The sequence below is a fragment of the Filimonas zeae genome, assembly GCF_014641615.1.
Taxonomy (GTDB): domain Bacteria; phylum Bacteroidota; class Bacteroidia; order Chitinophagales; family Chitinophagaceae; genus Filimonas; species Filimonas zeae.
The window spans coordinates 466,575-484,129 of sequence record NZ_BMIB01000001.1 but is presented as its reverse complement, the minus strand read 5'-3'; the positions used below and the strand labels follow the sequence as shown (position 1 = coordinate 484,129).

At 45.1% G+C, this 17,555-nt stretch carries 18 protein-coding genes and 7 tRNA genes; 5 read left to right on the top strand and 20 right to left on the bottom strand.

The features are described from left to right. Positions 1–166: 166 nt before the first annotated feature. The 12 genes from nusG to rpsU all read right to left on the bottom strand — a co-directional run bounded on the left by nusG (position 167) and on the right by rpsU (position 5,074). Positions 167–754 carry a transcription termination/antitermination protein NusG gene (gene nusG / locus IEY13_RS02040; protein ID WP_188950180.1) on the bottom strand — a complete coding sequence of 196 codons (588 nt, stop codon included), beginning with the start codon at positions 752–754 and terminating at the stop codon, positions 167–169. Between the two features lie 22 nt (positions 755–776). Next, positions 777–968 (bottom strand): preprotein translocase subunit SecE, encoded by a 192-nt coding sequence (gene secE, locus IEY13_RS02035; RefSeq protein ID WP_188950178.1) that lies wholly within the window; start codon positions 966–968, stop codon positions 777–779. 30 nt (positions 969–998) lie between these two features. Next, a tRNA-Trp gene (locus tag IEY13_RS02030) sits at positions 999–1,069 on the bottom strand. Positions 1,070–1,168: 99 nt separating this feature from the next. Further along, entirely contained in the window at positions 1,169–2,356 is a 1,188-nt protein-coding gene (gene tuf / locus IEY13_RS02025; protein ID WP_188950176.1) for an elongation factor Tu, read from the bottom strand. Between the two features lie 129 nt (positions 2,357–2,485). Next, positions 2,486–2,557, bottom strand: a tRNA-Thr gene (locus tag IEY13_RS02020). A 10-nt stretch (positions 2,558–2,567) separates the two neighbouring features. Continuing rightward, positions 2,568–2,640 (bottom strand) — tRNA-Gly (locus IEY13_RS02015). 91 nt (positions 2,641–2,731) lie between these two features. Beyond that, positions 2,732–2,814: transfer RNA gene (locus IEY13_RS02010), tRNA-Tyr, on the bottom strand. 13 nt (positions 2,815–2,827) lie between these two features. Next, positions 2,828–2,900 (bottom strand) — tRNA-Thr (locus IEY13_RS02005). Between the two features lie 136 nt (positions 2,901–3,036). Continuing rightward, the gene (locus tag IEY13_RS02000) at positions 3,037–3,303 is read right to left on the bottom strand and encodes a putative periplasmic lipoprotein (RefSeq protein WP_188950174.1); all 267 of its coding nucleotides are present in this window, start codon (positions 3,301–3,303) and stop codon (positions 3,037–3,039) included. A gap of 54 nt (positions 3,304–3,357) precedes the next feature. Further along, positions 3,358–3,657, bottom strand: coding sequence for a ribosome hibernation-promoting factor, HPF/YfiA family (gene hpf / locus IEY13_RS01995; RefSeq protein WP_146829915.1), 300 nt, complete (start codon positions 3,655–3,657; stop codon positions 3,358–3,360). 155 nt (positions 3,658–3,812) lie between these two features. Further along, complete coding sequence (locus IEY13_RS01990) at positions 3,813–4,814, bottom strand: tyrosine-type recombinase/integrase (protein WP_188950172.1); 1,002 nt, start codon at positions 4,812–4,814, stop codon at positions 3,813–3,815. A gap of 62 nt (positions 4,815–4,876) precedes the next feature. Next, on the bottom strand, positions 4,877–5,074 hold the full coding sequence (rpsU, locus tag IEY13_RS01985; protein WP_076381969.1) for a 30S ribosomal protein S21: 198 nt from the start codon (positions 5,072–5,074) through the stop codon (positions 4,877–4,879). A 98-nt stretch (positions 5,075–5,172) separates the two neighbouring features. Here rpsU and IEY13_RS01980 point away from each other — a divergent pair, with 98 nt between their 5' ends. Further along, the gene (locus tag IEY13_RS01980) at positions 5,173–5,757 is read left to right on the top strand and encodes a riboflavin synthase (protein ID WP_188950170.1); all 585 of its coding nucleotides are present in this window, start codon (positions 5,173–5,175) and stop codon (positions 5,755–5,757) included. 164 nt (positions 5,758–5,921) lie between these two features. Here the strand turns inward: IEY13_RS01980 and IEY13_RS01975 are convergent, their stop codons facing one another. Next, complete coding sequence (locus tag IEY13_RS01975; RefSeq protein ID WP_188950168.1) at positions 5,922–6,299, bottom strand: RDD family protein; 378 nt, start codon at positions 6,297–6,299, stop codon at positions 5,922–5,924. A gap of 58 nt (positions 6,300–6,357) precedes the next feature. Here IEY13_RS01975 and tyrS point away from each other — a divergent pair, with 58 nt between their 5' ends. From tyrS to IEY13_RS01960, 3 genes are all read left to right on the top strand, one after another. Continuing rightward, complete coding sequence (tyrS, locus tag IEY13_RS01970) at positions 6,358–7,635, top strand: tyrosine--tRNA ligase (protein WP_188950166.1); 1,278 nt, start codon at positions 6,358–6,360, stop codon at positions 7,633–7,635. A 74-nt stretch (positions 7,636–7,709) separates the two neighbouring features. Continuing rightward, positions 7,710–7,780 (top strand) — tRNA-Gln (locus IEY13_RS01965). An 861-nt stretch (positions 7,781–8,641) separates the two neighbouring features. Continuing rightward, positions 8,642–8,712: transfer RNA gene (locus IEY13_RS01960), tRNA-Gln, on the top strand. Positions 8,713–8,849: 137 nt separating this feature from the next. Here IEY13_RS01960 and rfbD read toward each other — a convergent pair. The 6 genes from rfbD to IEY13_RS01930 form a co-directional block, all read right to left on the bottom strand. Beyond that, positions 8,850–9,734, bottom strand: a complete 885-nt coding sequence (gene rfbD, locus IEY13_RS01955) for a dTDP-4-dehydrorhamnose reductase (RefSeq protein WP_188950164.1) — start codon at positions 9,732–9,734, stop codon at positions 8,850–8,852. Between the two features lie 12 nt (positions 9,735–9,746). Next, positions 9,747–11,036, bottom strand: coding sequence for a nucleotide sugar dehydrogenase (locus IEY13_RS01950; RefSeq protein WP_188950161.1), 1,290 nt, complete (start codon positions 11,034–11,036; stop codon positions 9,747–9,749). Between the two features lie 5 nt (positions 11,037–11,041). Then, a complete protein-coding gene (locus IEY13_RS01945; RefSeq protein ID WP_188950159.1) occupies positions 11,042–12,022 on the bottom strand; it encodes a UDP-glucuronic acid decarboxylase family protein in 981 nt (326 codons plus the stop codon). A 21-nt stretch (positions 12,023–12,043) separates the two neighbouring features. Continuing rightward, the gene (locus IEY13_RS01940) at positions 12,044–13,345 is read right to left on the bottom strand and encodes a UDP-glucose dehydrogenase family protein (RefSeq protein WP_188950157.1); all 1,302 of its coding nucleotides are present in this window, start codon (positions 13,343–13,345) and stop codon (positions 12,044–12,046) included. A 12-nt stretch (positions 13,346–13,357) separates the two neighbouring features. Further along, positions 13,358–14,491, bottom strand: coding sequence for a DegT/DnrJ/EryC1/StrS family aminotransferase (locus IEY13_RS01935; protein ID WP_188950155.1), 1,134 nt, complete (start codon positions 14,489–14,491; stop codon positions 13,358–13,360). A 69-nt stretch (positions 14,492–14,560) separates the two neighbouring features. Continuing rightward, entirely contained in the window at positions 14,561–14,965 is a 405-nt protein-coding gene (locus IEY13_RS01930; protein WP_188950153.1) for a VOC family protein, read from the bottom strand. A gap of 111 nt (positions 14,966–15,076) precedes the next feature. On the opposite strand from IEY13_RS01930, the gene IEY13_RS01925 reads away from it, so the two are divergent. Beyond that, the gene (locus tag IEY13_RS01925) at positions 15,077–16,330 is read left to right on the top strand and encodes a 3-deoxy-D-manno-octulosonic acid transferase (RefSeq protein WP_188950151.1); all 1,254 of its coding nucleotides are present in this window, start codon (positions 15,077–15,079) and stop codon (positions 16,328–16,330) included. Here IEY13_RS01925 and IEY13_RS01920 read toward each other — a convergent pair. Then, positions 16,303–17,487: a DUF8457 domain-containing protein gene (locus tag IEY13_RS01920; protein ID WP_188950149.1), complete on the bottom strand. Its 1,185-nt coding sequence runs from the start codon at positions 17,485–17,487 to the stop codon at positions 16,303–16,305. The genes IEY13_RS01925 and IEY13_RS01920 overlap by 28 nt on opposite strands. Positions 17,488–17,555: the final 68 nt, after the last annotated feature.

The window sequence follows — 17,555 nt, the reverse complement described above, 5'->3', positions numbered from 1 at the left end:
AATATTAATTATACTACACCTGCAGGGCAAGGAAGCAGGAATAATTAATCGTGAAATTATCAGGCCTGAATACACAGACTACAGCAGCCTCACCTGCTTAAGAAAGGAAAGGCCGGGCATAAAAAAAGCGCCTCTTTGCAGAAGCGCTTTCTTAACTTTTTATATGTTATGCCAGTTTTTCAACCTGCACATAGTTCAATTCTACTGGTGTAGAGCGGCCGAAGATTTTAACCGTTACTTTCAGTTTTTTCTTCTCGTCGTTCACCTCTTCAATTACACCATTAAAGTCGTTAAACGGTCCTTCGATGATCTTGATGGTTTCACCAACAATGAAAGGCTCACTGAGTGTAACACCCTGATCGTTCATTTCATCTACTTTACCCAGCATTTTGTTTACTTCTGCCTTACGTAAAGAGATAATGTTACCCTTGCTACCTTTGCCATCAGTTAAGAAATGCATTACATTGCTTATGTTGCTGATGTGCTGTATTATATCGTCATTTAATTTACCATCGGTAACTTCCAGCATAACATACCCGGGGAAGTAGTTTTTCTCGCGCATTACTTTTTTGCCGTTCTGCACTTTATACACTTTCTCCATAGGCAGAAACACCTGCTTCACAATCTCAGTCCAACCACTACGTGCTATATCTTTATCCAGGTACTCTTTAACCTTTCTCTCCTTTCCACTCACTACACGCAGCACGTACCATTTGCTTTCGGCGGCTTCTGTTTGTTGTGCTGTACCTTCCATGACGTGTCTTCCTTATTATCCTTTAAAACAATGAATAGATTAACTTGAGCAACTGGTTACCTGCAAAGTCCATTACCCATACCATTGCGGTGATGAGTACGGTAGCAGACAACACAATTACAGTGGATTGCTGCAACTGTGCCCATGTTGGCCAGGTTACCTTCTCAACCAGCTCCTGGTATGAGTCTCTGAAATAATTGGCAACTTTATTCACCTATTCAACAATTTGATTTTACTAAATATGCACGGGCCACAGGATTCGAACCCGTATCAAAGGTTTTGGAGACCTCTATTCTACCATTGAACTAGGCCCGTAAAAAAAGAACATTTGTCTTTAGAAGCAAAGTACCCGGTTTAACCCGAGTACTTTGCAAATATATAACATCCGAACTCACCTTCAAAGGGAGTGGGAAATTATTTGATTACTTCAGTAACCTGACCGGCACCTACTGTACGACCACCCTCACGGATAGCGAACTTCAGACCTTTTTCCATAGCGATAGGAGCAATCAGTTTAACAACTAAACCAATGTTATCACCAGGCATAACCATTTCAGTACCTTCTGGCAGCATACACTCACCAGTTACATCCGTAGTACGGAAGTAGAACTGAGGACGGTATTTGTTGAAGAAAGGAGTGTGACGACCACCTTCTTCTTTGCTCAGTACGTATACTTCACACTTGAATTCGGTGTGCGGAGTGATAGATTTTGGCTTACAGATTACCATACCACGACGGATCTGAGTTTTCTCAATACCGCGTAACAGTAAACCTGCGTTATCACCAGCCTGACCTTCGTCCAGTAACTTCTTGAACATCTCAACACCAGTTACGGTAGAGTTCAGAGGAGTTTCAACCAGACCAACGATTTCTACAGCTTCACCCACTTTGATGATACCACGCTCGATACGACCGGTTGCAACGGTACCACGACCAGTGATAGAGAACACGTCTTCTACAGACATCAGGAATGGCTGATCGATAGGACGGGGAGGTAAAGGAATGTAAGAGTCAACAGCAGCCATCAGCTCTTCTACTTTAGTAACCCACTCAGCGTCACCCGCCAGAGCACCGGTAGCAGAACCTTTGATGATTGGAGTGTTGTCTCCGTCAAAACCATATGAGCTTAATAATTCGCGAACTTCCATTTCTACCAGATCCAGCAGTTCAGCATCATCAACAAGGTCAACCTTGTTCATGAATACAACGATCTGAGGTACACCTACCTGACGAGCCAGCAGGATGTGCTCTTTCGTTTGAGGCATAGGACCATCTGTAGCAGCCACAACAAGAATAGCACCGTCCATCTGAGCAGCACCAGTGATCATGTTCTTCACATAGTCAGCGTGACCAGGACAGTCTACGTGAGCATAGTGACGATTATCAGTCTGGTATTCTACGTGAGCGGTATTGATAGTGATACCTCTCTCTTTTTCTTCAGGAGCACCGTCGATTTCATCGTAGTTCTTTTTTTGTGCTAAACCTTTTTTAGCAAGAACGTCGGTGATAGCTGCGGTTAAAGTGGTTTTACCGTGGTCTACGTGACCGATGGTACCAATGTTTACGTGAGGTTTCTCCCTCTTGAAGGTCTCTTTAGACATCTTATCGGTTTTTTGTTGTGGTTTTACAATTGTATTTTACGTAACTGGCCCTGCCTTACGGCAAAGCCTTTCTTACTTCACTTCTTTCAAAATTCTTTCTGCACTATCCTGTATTCTGAAAAAAATCCGAGCCGTTGATGAGAATTGAACTCACGACCTCTTCCTTACCAAGGAAGTGCTCTACCACTGAGCCACAACGGCTTTTATTATGAGCGGAAGACGAGGGTCGAACCCGCAACCTATAGCTTGGAAGGCTATCGCTCTACCAATTGAGCTACTTCCGCATTGAATAAAAACTTAATACAGAAAGAACTTTACGCTCAAAAACCAGCCAATTTCCGGAAATCTTTTAACTGACTAATTAATAAGTTAGTGTGGGCAGGAGAGGATTCGAACCTCTGAAGTCGAAAGACAGCGGATTTACAGTCCGCCCCATTTGGCCGCTCTGGAACCTGCCCGGAAAAAAAGAAGAGCCACTTGTCGGAATCGAACCAACGACCTACTGATTACAAATCAGTTGCTCTACCAGCTGAGCTAAAGTGGCCTGTTTTTTTGCTTTTTAAGAACTGTCCCGTGTTTTTCGGGATTGCAAAGGTAGGAGAAAGTTTGACTTCACAAAATTTTAAGGAGAAAAATTTCAACTTTTTTTTTCAAGCCCCCCAATATCTATCGTTTTGATATCATGGAAGTTGTATTTGGTTTTCCAAAGGGTCGTTTGCCGAAAACCGAACGCTCACCGAGTCGTGGGGTACTACTTTCCTGCCGTCTACATCGGCACTGTCTTTTACCTGCTTCTGCTCCCCTGCCGTAAAAACATAATTCACCCTTACTTTTCCATTTGCCAGAGCTTTGCGCTCAATAATGTGCGCTTTGGCTATTTCCGTACTTGTTCCCTGGCATCCTGCTAAGGCCAGCACTATGGCGGCCCCTCCTATCCATCTTTTCATACACCTGCCTGTTTTTGATCGCTATAAACAAAAAAGGGGCCGAAGCCCCTTTGTTTACACGGTTTGTTTTTCTTTTTTACGTTTTATCTGGTTTACCAGAGAATCCAGTGCGCTATCGAAAGACTCTTCGAACGATTTGGAAGAAGCCTTTACAAAAAAGTTCTGTTTGGGCACATGCACCCGGATCTCTGCAATTTTGTCTTTAATTGTGTGAACTACGTTGTCTAATTTCAAAAAAACATCCACTTTGATAACCTTGTCGTGAAAGGTACCGATCTTCTGCAGTTTTTTACTTACATAATCAATCAGCTTCATGTCTGCATCAAAGTGCACAGTTTGGATGTTTACGTTCATAGTAAATCACATTTAACGGTGAAATAATAAATGAAAGAACTTTTAAAAAGGAACACTTTGAAGGTAGCGCAACGTTATCAAAATATCAATTTTTTTCGGCGTTTTTCAGCTGTTTTTAACAACCGAAAAACTTCGTAATAAGTAGCGTTTCAACACTATGCCTTGGGATGCGCCTTACGGTAAATATCCCGCAGCTTTTCGATAGTATTGTGGGTATACACCTGGGTAGATGCCAGGCTACTGTGCCCCAATAACTCCTTCACAGCGTTAAGGTCTGCTCCATTGTTCATGAGGTGGGTAGCAAATGTGTGGCGCAGCACGTGGGGGCTTGTTTTTTCCAGTGTTGGAATATTGCCAAGATACTTTTTTACAATAGCCCGCATGGCAGACGGCGTAAACGGCTTCCCCTTTTTATTCACCAGTAAAAAAGCCCCTTCTGCTGCCTTTTGTGGCTTTGCGGCTATATAATCCTGTATCTCTTTCATCAAACCGGCCGAAACGGGAATTATGCGTTCCTTATTGCCTTTTCCCAACACCTTCAACTGGCTATAGTACGCGTCTACCTGTTTTTCTTTAAGATGAATCAACTCGCTCAAACGCATACCGGTGTAGTAAAAGATGGAAATAATCAACCGGTGGGTAAGTATTTCCAGTGGGCTTAGTTCCGGATGCATTTCCGCCGGCAGGCTACCTCCCGGGGTAGCGCTGTTGTCCCTGCCAGCCTGGGCATAAACCTGCTGCTCACTACTGTCCGGCAAAACGCTGTCCTGCCTCATTCCTGCCAGTAAACCTTTCATTTCGGCTTCGGGGGCAAAAACAGGCAGCCTTTTGGATATTTTAGGCGTAACAATGGTTGTAAGCGGAGATTGCTGAATCACTTCATCTTTCAGCTGCTTTTTGAAAAAGGTACGCAGAGCAGACAACTTGCGATTGATGCTCTTAGCGGTATAGTTTTCTTCTTTTAAAGAAGCCATCCAGCTGCGGATAAAGCCTGAAGTAATATGAGGAATGGCGGGGCCGTCAAAATCGGCGGAGAGGTAAGCGAAAAACTGCTCCAGATCGTTCTGGTACGATAGTACCGTATGCTGTGAGTACCGCTTTTCAAAGCGGAGGTAGTTGAGGAACTGCTGTAAGTAAGGTTCGTATAGTGGCAACATAAAAAGGTAGCTACAAAGTTACTAACCTTATAGCTACCTTTTAATATGTTCGATCAAATCAATTAAGCTTCAATCTTGCCACTAGCTAAATTCTGCTTGTAGATAGCTTTCAAAACCTCGCCGCGACGTCTAACGGAAGGCTTAGTAAAACTTTGACGCTCTCTTAATTGTAAAAGAACTTTGCTTTTTTCAAACTTCTTCTTGTACTTTTTTAAAGCTTTGTCAATGTTTTCGCAATCTTTTGAATCGATAATAAGCATTGTGGATACCTCCTTTTGTGAAAAATATTTTTTGGACTGCAAAGATAGAATAAGTGTGGAAAATTCCAAATAAAAAGTGAAGTTACTAACTTGCGCTCATGTTTACAGGAATTATAGAAGCCACCGGCCACATTCTCAACGTTACCACACAGGGCACCAACAAAACCTTCTGGATACAATCTCCCCTCTCTCACGAGTTAAAAATCGACCAGAGCATCAGTCACGATGGCGTGTGTTTAACCGTAGAAGAGATTCGCGATGGCGCCCACCGGGTCACGGCCATTGAGGAAACGCTGGAAAAAACCAATCTGACTTCCTGGGCTGCCGGCCGCTCTGTAAACCTGGAACGCTGCATGATTATGAACGGCCGTCTGGATGGCCATATTGTACAGGGACATGTAGATGCCACAGCTGTATGTGTTGATCGTCAGGATCTGGACGGCAGCTGGGAGTTTCGTTTTGCCATTCCTGAGCAGTTTGCTGCACTGATTATTGAAAAAGGTTCTATTTCGTTGAACGGAACCAGCCTTACTATATTTAATGTAACGCGTACAGAGTTTACTGTTGCCATTATTCCCTACACCTATCATCATACCAGCATATCGCAGGTACAAGCCGGCTCTATAGTGAATATTGAGTTTGATATGATTGGGAAATACATCCAGCGAAGAGCTACTCTCTGACAATAAGCTGTTGATCTGTAAACCCGCTCTTCTTATTAAAAGCAGGCTTACATCACAAGTTCGCTGTACTCAGTTGGATGTTCCCGCATATAGGCTATTATATCCCTTTGGTGCGGATGCCTTGCCGTAGATTGACAGGTACGTAGAGGCAAGCGCCACGCCGGCTATTTTTCCACTACCTCTGTTGCACTCAGATAGTCGTGCAACGGTTTATCCAGAAAAGGAATAAACAGGCAATCAATTATGGTAAGGCGTATAGCAGAACGCACCAGCACCTGCCAGAATGCAGGGCGGCCACCTGTTTTGGTAACTACTTTAGAATAAGTAAATCTTTTACCAACTGTGCTTCTGAACAGCCCTTCGCCCACCAGATAGTAAATAAACCAGGCCATATAAAAGAAGTAATAAAAAGGTATAAATGGTATGCGGTAGTAGTAAGCGTAGAAATACCATATTTTGTAGCCAATAAAGCCAAGCCAGAAAAACAGGAATGTATCTATGAGAAAATTCAAAACTCTTGTACCTATACCTACCTTATTCATACCGCAAAGAAAGCACTTTACGCTGTTTCACGCTATTTTTGCCACAAATTAAGTTGGAATGAACCTTATAGAAGAATTACGCTGGCGGGGCATGATTGCGGACATAATGCCCGGAACAGAAGAACAACTTTTAAAAGAAATGACTACCGGTTATGTGGGCTTTGACCCTACGGCCGATAGTTTACATATAGGCAGCCTGGTTCCTATTCTTTTACTGGTTCACCTGCAAAAGGCCGGTCACCAACCTATTGCACTGGTAGGCGGTGCCACCGGTATGATTGGCGACCCATCCGGCAAAAGCGCAGAACGAAACCTGCTGGATGAGGAAACGCTGGCAAAAAACGTAGCAGGTATTAAAGGCCAGCTGGAGAAGTTTCTGAACTTTGATGCAAGCCTGAAAAACCCGGCTGTTATGGCCAACAACTACGACTGGTTTAAAACCATTTCGTTCATCGACTTTTTACGCGACGCTGGTAAGCACATCACGGTTAATTACATGATGGCTAAAGACAGCGTGAAAAAAAGAATTGAAGGTGAAACCGGCATCAGTTATACAGAGTTTGCTTACCAGTTAATGCAGGGTTATGATTTTTACTGGTTATACCAGCAGAAAAACTGTAAGCTGCAAATGGGCGGCAGCGACCAGTGGGGTAACATGACTACCGGTACTGAACTGGTACGCCGTAAAGCCGGTGGCGAAGCTTTTGTAATAACCTGTCCCCTGCTTACCAAAGCCGATGGCACCAAATTCGGCAAAAGCGAAGGCGGTAACGTATGGCTGGATGCAGAAAAAACATCGCCCTATAAATTTTACCAGTTCTGGTTGCAGGCAGCAGATGAAGATGCTAAGAAATGGATCAAAATATTCACCTTCCTGGATCAGGCTACTATCAACGGTTTACTGGAACAGCACGATCAAAATGCTTCTGCCCGTGTACTGCAAAAAGCACTGGCTAAAGAAGTAACCATACTGGTACATGGCGAAGAAGAATACAATAAAGCAGTAGAAACCACTGAAAAATTATTCGCCAACCAGAATGCGCCAGCCGAATCCTTATCGGTAGAAGACCTGGAAAGCATGGAAGGCGTTGAAAAAATCAGCTATGCGCTGGATAAGCTGAAAGAAGGCGTTGATATTGTAAGCTTTCTGGCAGACAGTGCTATTAACCCCAGCAAAGGCGATGCACGTAAAATGCTACAGAATGGTGGCATCAGCGTAAACCGTAACAAAATTGCCGATGTACAGTTTCAGGTGAATAACACACTGTTATTACATGGCAGATACCTGCTGGTTCAAAAAGGTAAAAAGAATTACTACCTGATTGAATGCCAGTAAAAAAGTTCGAAAAAGTTTGCAAAATATTTGGCGTAAATGAGTTAAATGTTATCTTTGCACTCCCAACAACGAACTGGATTATGGTGTAACGGTAGCACTACAGATTTTGGTTCTGTCTGTCTAGGTTCGAATCCTAGTAATCCAACAAAAGAGCAGGTAAATTACTTGCTCTTTTTGTTTTATATCCTTTCTTTTCTCTTGTGTTCCTGGCCGCCGGAATGATAAAACATTTACCAATGGTGCGGAGGTGCATGGTAAAATCTTTTTTTCAACTTATTACCAGCTGCCCTGTCTCACTCCCCCACTGGTAAGCACTTCAGGATTTTTCCAGGTACTTCCTGACTGAGTCAGGAAGTTTCGCGACTCAGTCAGGAAGCTTCGCGGTTTGGTCAGGAATCTTCCTGATTCAATCAGGAAGTTTCGCGGTTCCGTCAGGAAGTTTCGCGATTGAATCAGGAAGATTCGCGGTTTAGTCAGGAAGGTTCCTGACCCAATCAGGAATATTCGCGATTGTACCGCGAAGGCTCGCGATCGAATCCGGAAGTTTCGCGGTTCTGTCAGGAAGCTTCCCGATTCAATCAGGAAGCTTCGCGGTTCTGTCAGGAAAGTTACTGATTTGCTCAGGGGGTCTGCGGAAGCATCCATAAGTGCTTATCGAACGTTCAGCCGGTCTTATCAGTTCCGGCAGTATAATCACCCATACTTCAACGAGACTTTTAAAACTACCGGAATACCTCTCCGCAGTTTTATCAGCAAGCGGCATTTTCTCCTTATGGCTGGTGTATTTACCCATTAGTAATAATGTGGAGCAGTAAAGTTTCTTCCGATACCCAATAAGCCATTCGCCAGCTTTTTAAATTGATCTGCTACCTTTCTGAAGCACCTGGTAATTAGCTGGGAAGCGCCGGGAGAAAATGTAAATAGCCCAAAGCAAAAAATAAAAGAATACAATTTGCTCAGTAATTGAATAACTAATTCCCTATATTTGCACCCCCAAACAGGGAACTGGATTATGGTGTAACGGTAGCACTACAGATTTTGGTTCTGTCTGTCTAGGTTCGAATCCTAGTAATCCAACAAAAGAGCAGGTACATCACCTGCTCTTTTTGTTTGTATACTGTCGCTCTCCCCACTGATGCACACACCGGAGTAAGGGCACAAAAAAGCCGCTGTTTTATAAAAGAAACAGCGGCTGAATATATTATATGCCGGTATTAAGAAGCCGCGTTTTTCAGTCTTTCCATACACTCAGCAAGGCTACCTCTCCACGGAACATCCTGCACACCATATACCTGCTGTATTTTGCTGATATCCATTACTGAGTAAGAAGGACGTGCAGCCGGAGTAGGATACGCAGAAGAAGGTATCGCTTTTACCTCACAAGGCAGTGCGGCAATATCACGGATGGCTACAGCAAAGTCGTACCAGGATATTACGCCTGAGTTGCTGTAGTGATAGGTACCCGGCTGTGTTGCCTTTTCACCGGTATGTAATACGTTCACTATATGCAGAATGGCGGCAGCCAGATCGCGGGCATAGGTAGGGCATCCTACCTGATCTTCCACCACGCTTAATTCCGGACGTTGCGCCATTAAACGCAGCATGGTTTTTACAAAGTTGTTACCATGCTCGCTATACACCCAGGAGGTGCGGATGATAATGCTGTTGCGACATTTTTCTCTGGCCGCTACTTCCCCCTGCCATTTGGTTTCACCATAGTAGTTGATAGGGTCGGCAGGTGCATCGGGCTGGTAAGGGCTGGTGCCTTTGCCATTAAATACATAATCAGTAGAAATATGAATCAGCTGCGTACCTGCTTTTTCGCAACAGTCGGCTATAATACCCACCGCTTCTGCATTTATGCGCGCTGCTACTTCCCTTTCTGTTTCTGCTTTGTCTACGGCCGTGTAAGCGGCACAGTTGATAAAATAAGCAGGTTTATGCAGGTCAAAAGCTTTCTGCATTTCTTCAGGGCTGGTAATATCAAGGGTATCTCTGTCGGTAAATACAAACGAAAACTGTGGCATTCCTTCCGCCAGCCGGCTCAGTTCAAATCCAAGTTGTCCGTATCCGCCAGACACCAGTATAGTTGGTTTCATAAAATCGATGGTTTATAAACTCCAGTACATTCTGGAGTGAATTTTATTTCTGTAAATACCTTTAATGTCCGCAATCAATGCATGTTCGCGGGTAATGTTTGCAAACCAGCTGTCGCTGAAGTTGCTATACTCTTCGTGTGCAACTGCCACCACCACCACATCATACGGTCCTGCAGGCTGTGCAGTAAGTTTAAAACCGTATTCTTTTTCTACCTCTGCACTTTCGGCATTAGGATCGGTTACTTCTACCGTAAGATAATAAGATTGTAATCCTTTTACCACATCGGCCACTTTAGAGTTGCGGATATCAGATACGTTTTCTTTAAAAGTAGCACCTAATATCAGCACTTTGGCTTCGCGTACGTTGCCGTTATGCAACAGTACATGCTGCAATATCTTTTGTACTATATGCGCGCCCATGTGGTCATTGATATACCGGCCCGCCAAGATTACTTTAGAGCTGTATCCCAGCTCAGAGGCTTTGTAGGTTAAGTAGTAAGGGTCTACGCCTATACAATGCCCGCCTACCAGGCCGGGAAAAAACTTCAGGAAGTTCCATTTGGTTCCGGCAGCTTCCAGCACTTCAAAGGTGTTGATGCCCATTCTGTCGAATATGATGGAAAGCTCGTTCATCAACGCAATATTCAGATCGCGCTGGGTGTTTTCAATTACTTTGGCGGCTTCCGCCACTTTAATAGAAGTTACCTTGTGTATGCCCGCTTTTACAATCAGCCCGTATACAGCTGCAATTTCCTCCAGCGCTTCTGCATCGCAACCAGCCACTACTTTTACCACACTTTCAATGGTATGCACTTTATCGCCCGGGTTAATTCTTTCAGGAGAATAACCGGCCTTAAAATCCGTTCCGTACGCAAGTCCGCTTACGCGTTCTATTACGGGAATGCAATCTTCTTCTGTGCAACCGGGATAAACAGTAGATTCAATGACTACGTAATCGCCTTTTTTAATAACGCTGCCAACCAGTTCAGCTGCCCCAAGAATGGGGGTAAGATCAGGAACATTATGGTCGTCAACAGGCGTGGGTACGGCTATAATATAGAAAGCCGCCTCCCGTAAAACTTCCTTAGCGGAAGTAAATACGATGTTGCGGCCTTCAAAAGACTGTTTACTGATTTCCCCGCCCGGGTCTATACCCTGGCGGAGTGCATCAATACGGTGTTCGTTTATATCAAAACCTATTACGTTTATGTGCTTCGCCATTTCCAGCGCTACGGGCAATCCTACATATCCGAGGCCTATAACGGCCATTTTTTTTTCTTTGGCTAACAACGAAGCAAACATGCTTATTATTTAGATTCAAAAGTTTTAGGCTGCTTAAACCATTCGTCTGGCGGCAGGCTTTTAAAATACTCATACGTATTTTTCAAACCTTCTGCACGGTCTACTTTTGGTTCCCAGCCTAATATTTCTTTCGCTTTGGTAATATTGGGTTTCCGTTGTTTCGGATCGTCTACAGGCAGTGGCCTGTACACAATCTTCACAGAAGAACCCGTCAGCTTTAATACTTCCTCAGCAAAATCTTTCAGCGTTATTTCCACAGGGTTACCAATGTTTACCGGCTGTGCATAATCGCTCATCAGTAAACGGTAAATACCTTCAACCAGATCATCCACATAACAGAAAGAACGGGTCTGGCTGCCATCACCAAATACAGTCAGGTCTTCACCACGTAACGCCTGGCCAATGAAAGCAGGCAGTGCACGGCCGTCATTGAGTCGCATACGCGGACCATAAGTATTGAAGATGCGGATAATACGGGTTTCCACCTGGTGAAACGTATGGTAAGCCATGGTAATGGATTCCATATAACGCTTGGCTTCGTCGTACACACCACGTGGGCCAACCGGGTTTACGTTACCCCAGTATTCTTCCGTTTGCGGGTGCACCAGCGGATCGCCATAGATTTCACTGGTACTGGCTACCAGTATTCTTGCCTTTTTAGCTCTGGCCAAACCTAAACAGTTGTGCGTACCCATGGCACCCACTTTCAGGGTCTGAATAGGTATTTTCAGATAGTCGATAGGGCTGGCGGGAGAAGCAAAGTGCAGGATATAATCCAGCTCACCAGGCACATGAATAAACTTGGTTACATCGTGATTGTAAAACTCGAACTGTTCCAGCGGAAACAGATGTTCGATGTTTTTTAAATCACCGGTAATCAGGTTATCCATACCAATAACATGGTATCCTGCTTTTATAAAGCGATCACACAGGTGTGACCCCAGAAAACCAGCTGCGCCGGTGATTAATACTCTTTTTCTGCTCATAGGAGGGAGTAGTTTTATTGTTTAAGGGCGACCAATGCTTTCGTAATAGAAGCCCAGTTCACGTACGTGATCTACATCGAACAGGTTACGACCGTCGAAAATAACCTTGCTCTTTAACAGGCTGGTTAATTTTTCAAACACCGGTGTTCTGAACTCGCTCCATTCTGTAGCAATAATCAACGCGTCTGCATGGTGCAGCGCAGAATACTGATCGTTTGCAAAAGCAATTTTATCATCCAGTAAACGCTGAACGTTTTTCATTGCCTCAGGGTCAAACGCAGTTACAGTAGCACCTGCTGCCAGTAAAGCATCGATAATATATAAAGCTGGTGCTTCACGGATATCATCGGTGTTAGGCTTAAACGCCAGGCCCCACAGTGCAAAATGCTTGCCTTTCAGTGATTCTTTATAGTATGCTTTGATTTTGCTTACCAGGTGCAGTTTCTGCAGCTCGTTTACATCTTCAACAGCATTCAGTATCTTAAACTCGTAGTTTACTTCTTTGGAAGATTTAATCAGCGCCTTTACGTCTTTAGGAAAACAGCTGCCACCGTACCCAATACCTGGAAACAGGAAGCGTTTACCAATACGCTCATCGGTACCAATACCTTTTCTTACCATATCCACGTCCGCACCCATTTTTTCACACAGCTGCGCAATCTCGTTCATAAAAGAGATTTTGGTAGCCAGGAAAGAGTTGGCTGCGTATTTGGTTAACTCCGCAGATTTTTCATCCATGAAGATGATGGGGTTACCCTGACGTACAAACGGAGCGTACAGGTCGTTCATCAGCTTCTTCGCTCTTTCGGAAGTAGTACCAATTACCACACGGTCAGGCTTCATAAAGTCGTCTACCGCTACGCCTTCACGTAAAAATTCAGGGTTACTCACCACATCAAATTCTCCGGAGAAGTTTTTAGCAATAGCAGCATGTACTTTTTCAGCAGTACCTACGGGAACAGTGCTTTTGTCTATGATTACTTTGTAATCTTTCAACAGTTTACCAATATGATCAGAAACACCCAGGATATAGCTCAGATCAGCGCTGCCATCTTCACCGGGAGGTGTAGGCAGAGCCAGAAAAATAACTTCCGCATCTGCAATACCTGCTGCAAGATCAGTGGTAAATGTCAGACGTCCGTCTTTAAGGTTTCGGGCAAAAAGCTTTTCCAGGCCGGGTTCAAATATGGTAATTTCTCCGCCTGAAAGCTTTTCAACTTTCTTAGCATCAATATCCACACAGGTTACATAATTACCTGTTTCGGCAAAACAGGTTCCTGTTACTAATCCAACATAGCCGGTGCCAACTACAGTCAGTTTCATTGATACGCGTTTTTAATTGTTTTTTATGTATTCTAACAAGGATGATACAATGTATTCCAGCTGCGCTTCGTCCAGCTCGGTATGCATGGGCAGGGAAATTACCCGTTCCGTAAGCCAGTCCGTTACAGCAAGATCGTATTGCGGCAATCCTGAAGCTTCAAACATCTTTTGTTTATGTCCTGGCACCGGGTAATAGATCATAGAAGGAATCTGCTTTTCTGCCAGATACTGGTTTAACCCGTCTCTGTTTACTCCTTCCAGCACCAATGTATACTGATGGTATACGTGGTTGCTGTATGCAGCTACTGCCGGTGTGGTTATTTTCGGATGGCCTGCAAACGCTTTGTTATAGTAATCTGCCGCACGGTTTCTCTTTTGGATATAATTATCCAGCTCACGTAACTTAATATTCAATATGGCAGCCTGAATGGTATCCATCCGGGAGTTGCAACCTACCACATCATGATAGTAGCGCTTACTTTGCCCGTGGTTAGCAATCATTTTCAGCCTGGCGGCTAAAGCATCGTCGTTGGTAAAGATAGCACCTGCATCGCCATACGCCCCTAAATTTTTTGAGGGGAAGAAAGAAGTGGTTCCGATATGCCCAATGCTGCCTGCCTTCTTTACCGTACCATCAGAAAAGCGGTAATCGCAGCCAATCGCCTGGGCGTTATCTTCAATTACGGGCAGGTTATGTTCTGCCGCAATTTTCATAATCTCTTCCATGTTTGCCGCCTGTCCGTATAAATGCACGGGTACAATGGCTTTGGTTCTGGGAGTAATCGCTTTACGTAAAGCCTCCGTATCCATACAAAAAGTATCTTTCTGTACTTCCACAAAAACGGGCTTTAAATGCAGCAGTGCCACCACCTCAGTTGTAGCAATAAAGGTAAAAGAAGGCGTAATAACCTCATCTCCCGGTTGTAAATCCAACGCCATCAGGGCAATCTGCAGGGCATCTGTTCCGTTTGCACACGGTATTACATGCTTAACACCTATATAAGCGCTTAACGCCTCTGCAAAATCCTGCACCGGTTTTCCATTTATAAAGGCACTGCTTTCCAGCACCCCTATTACAGCTGCGTCAATCTCCTGCTTCAAAGCCTGATACTGCGTCTTCAAATCAACCATTTGAATGGCCTTCATATTCCTTTTTTTTGAATGCGGACAAAACTAGTGCAAAAACCCATCAAAACCATACCGTTAGCACCAGGGCTATTTCCAGTGCGGATTCCACACTATCTCCCAGTAATTCTCCTCCACATCGGCAATAAAACCGCGGTAGCCACCCCATGCTGCCTGCTCTGGAAAACGCACCACTTTTATCCCTTTTTCCGGGCATTGTGCAAACCATTCATCCACCTGTTCCCGCGAGTCCAGATTAATCGCAAAAGCCATCAGCCTGCCCCGCTCTTTCCCGGCGCCTTGCGAAAACATCACCCCTATTTCCTCCGCCAGTTTTTCTTCCGGGTACAGGGCCAGCATACACCCATTCAGCGCAAACAGTACCATTTCTGCCCTATCCTTCGCCGGTTTCCAGCCAAATACTTCTGTATAAAACTGCTTCATCCGGGGCAAATCTTTTACTCCAATGGTTACAAAGCTGACGGACTGTTTCATAAATGCCTGCTTTTTGTTTATGGTAGGCGCTAAAATAAGCCTAAGCTGCAAAACTGGTTACCCCGGCACACCTCCCTTTCCTGCTTTTTGATTTTCTTTGTCTCTATTATTATGGGCAAGCTTTTTTACCACCTGTTTTTAGTTCTTTACCCGCCAATGGCACGGGTGCTGGCATTATTCAATACCAAAGCCCGCAAATGGGTGGACGGGCGTACAGGTATTTTTCAACAACTGGAAGCGGCTTTTGCCGGCAATACCCAACCGGTTATCTGGATGCACTGCGCCTCGCTGGGCGAATTTGAACAGGGACGTCCGGTACTGGAGCAACTGCGGGCGCAATACCCCGGGCAACGGATACTGCTTACCTTCTTCTCCCCTTCCGGCTACGAAATCCGTAAAAACTATGCGGGTGCGGACTGGGTTTTTTACCTGCCCATGGATTCTCCCACCCATGCCAGACGCTTTATGCAGATAGTACAGCCGCAGCTGGTTCTGTTTGTAAAATATGAGTTCTGGTACTATTACCTGCAGGCAGCTCAGCAACAAAACATCCCGTTATTATTGATATCGGGCATCTTCCGCAGCAACCAGCCCTTTTTTCAATGGTATGGTTCCTTTCACCGCCGCATGCTTTCCTGCTTTACCCATTTCTTTGTGCAAAACGCCACTTCGGTGCAGTTATTACAACAGGCTGGTTATAATAATGTATCACTGGCGGGCGATACCCGGTTTGACCGTGTGCTGCAGATTGCACAGGAATTTACTGCCATTGATGCGGTAGACCGTTTTTGTAAAGGGCACGCCGTTATTGTAGCGGGTAGCACCTGGACGGAGGATGATAAAGAACTGGACCACTTTGCCAATACCCATACCGATATACGGTTTGTGATTGCCCCGCATGATATAGGACCAGATCGTATTAAAGAATGCATGAGCTTGTACCGCCATGCTGTTTTGTATAGCAACTGGATAAAAGGAGATTACACCGGCAATGCCAATGTGCTTATTATAGATAATATAGGTATGCTAAGCCGCCTGTACCACTACGCCACTATCTGTTATGTAGGCGGTGGCTTTGGTGGCGATGGCATACATAATATACTGGAGGCAGCAGTATACCACAAACCCGTAGTGTTTGGCCCGGTATACGATAAATACTTTGAAGCGGTGGAAATGCTGGAACAGGGCGGCGCAATCAGCGTACCGGATGCCCTTCATCTGGAAAGCACACTGAATCAGCTACTACAGCAGCAGGCATTCTATACTGCTACTGCCCAAAAAGCAGGAGATTACGTGCGTACCCATGCAGGCGCTACCAATAGCATACTTCAGTATTTTCAGGAAAAGCGCCTTCTCACCAGCTGATCAAAGTGAGCAACAATATCGCTTTGTTCGTTCCAGCCCAGCTTTACCTTCAGTTCTCGCTGTATCCAATACTGCGCTTCGGGTAATATATTAAAACCATTAATGGTTTTAAGGCTGCGCTCGTACATGGTTTCATCGCCCCGGAATAACTCGGCAATGAATACATAGCGGTCGTTAATGGCAATGGCTTTCTTCAGGTCGCGGATAGGGCTTTCCTGCAGCACACTTCCCAGTTCTATCTTTTCCACTTTCAGCTTTTCATTCAGGCTGGCTTCTCCGTTAGCAGCCTTGCTGTTAACATCTGAAGAACCGTTAGCGCCCTGATGCACCAGTGTGGGCACATCATGCACCGGATCGTACTGCCAGCCTTTGCCTGTTTGTACTGCGGCCGGCGGAACAGAAGGAATAGCCGGTTGTGCAACGGGCACATCGTCCTGCACCTGCTGTTGCTGTGCAGGTGCCTGATACGTCTGTTGCGGAGGAACCTGATATGCCTGCTGCGCGGCCTGCCAGGACTGCTGCGGGTTTGCCGCGGGTTGCTGCGGTGCAAACGGAGGCAGCGTTTGCTGTTGTGCTGAAATATATGGCTGCGCTGCAGAAGGCTGCTGCTGTATATAAACTGGTTGCTGGTTTGCCGGTGCGTTCTGTTGTTGCAATGCGGCAGTTTGTGTATGCGCTGCTGGTTGCTGCACAGCAGCAGATTGCCCGTTTAACACAGGTTGCTGATGTCCATTCGTCACAGGTGGCTGAGAAACGCCTTGCCCGTTACTTACTGGTTGCTGCACAGAAACTGATTGTGCAGGTTGCTGTACAACTACCGACTGCTTAGGTACCGGCGCGGGTTGCGGCGGTGCCTGCCAGCTGGCTGCCGGCTGATATTGCTGGTATTGCTGATAAGGCTGTTTTTGCTGTATGGGCTGTTGCGCACTTACAGCGGATGGCGCCGCCGCAGGTATAGCGGCTGCTACCTCAGGCGCTGCTTGCACTACCGAGGGTATTACTACGGTTACTTTGTTTGACAAGCCGTTTGCCGATGCCTGCTCGTATTGTTGTAATTCACTCAGCAGCATCTGGGCCGTCATCATCATTTTGCCTGCCCCTACCTGATTTTGGTACTGATCCAGCAATTTATAAATCAATGTCGCTACTCTTTCCATAGTATCTGTACTTTTGGGGGGCGTGAGAAAATGGAAACGGTTACTTAAAGTTACTAAGGTTTTTCCTT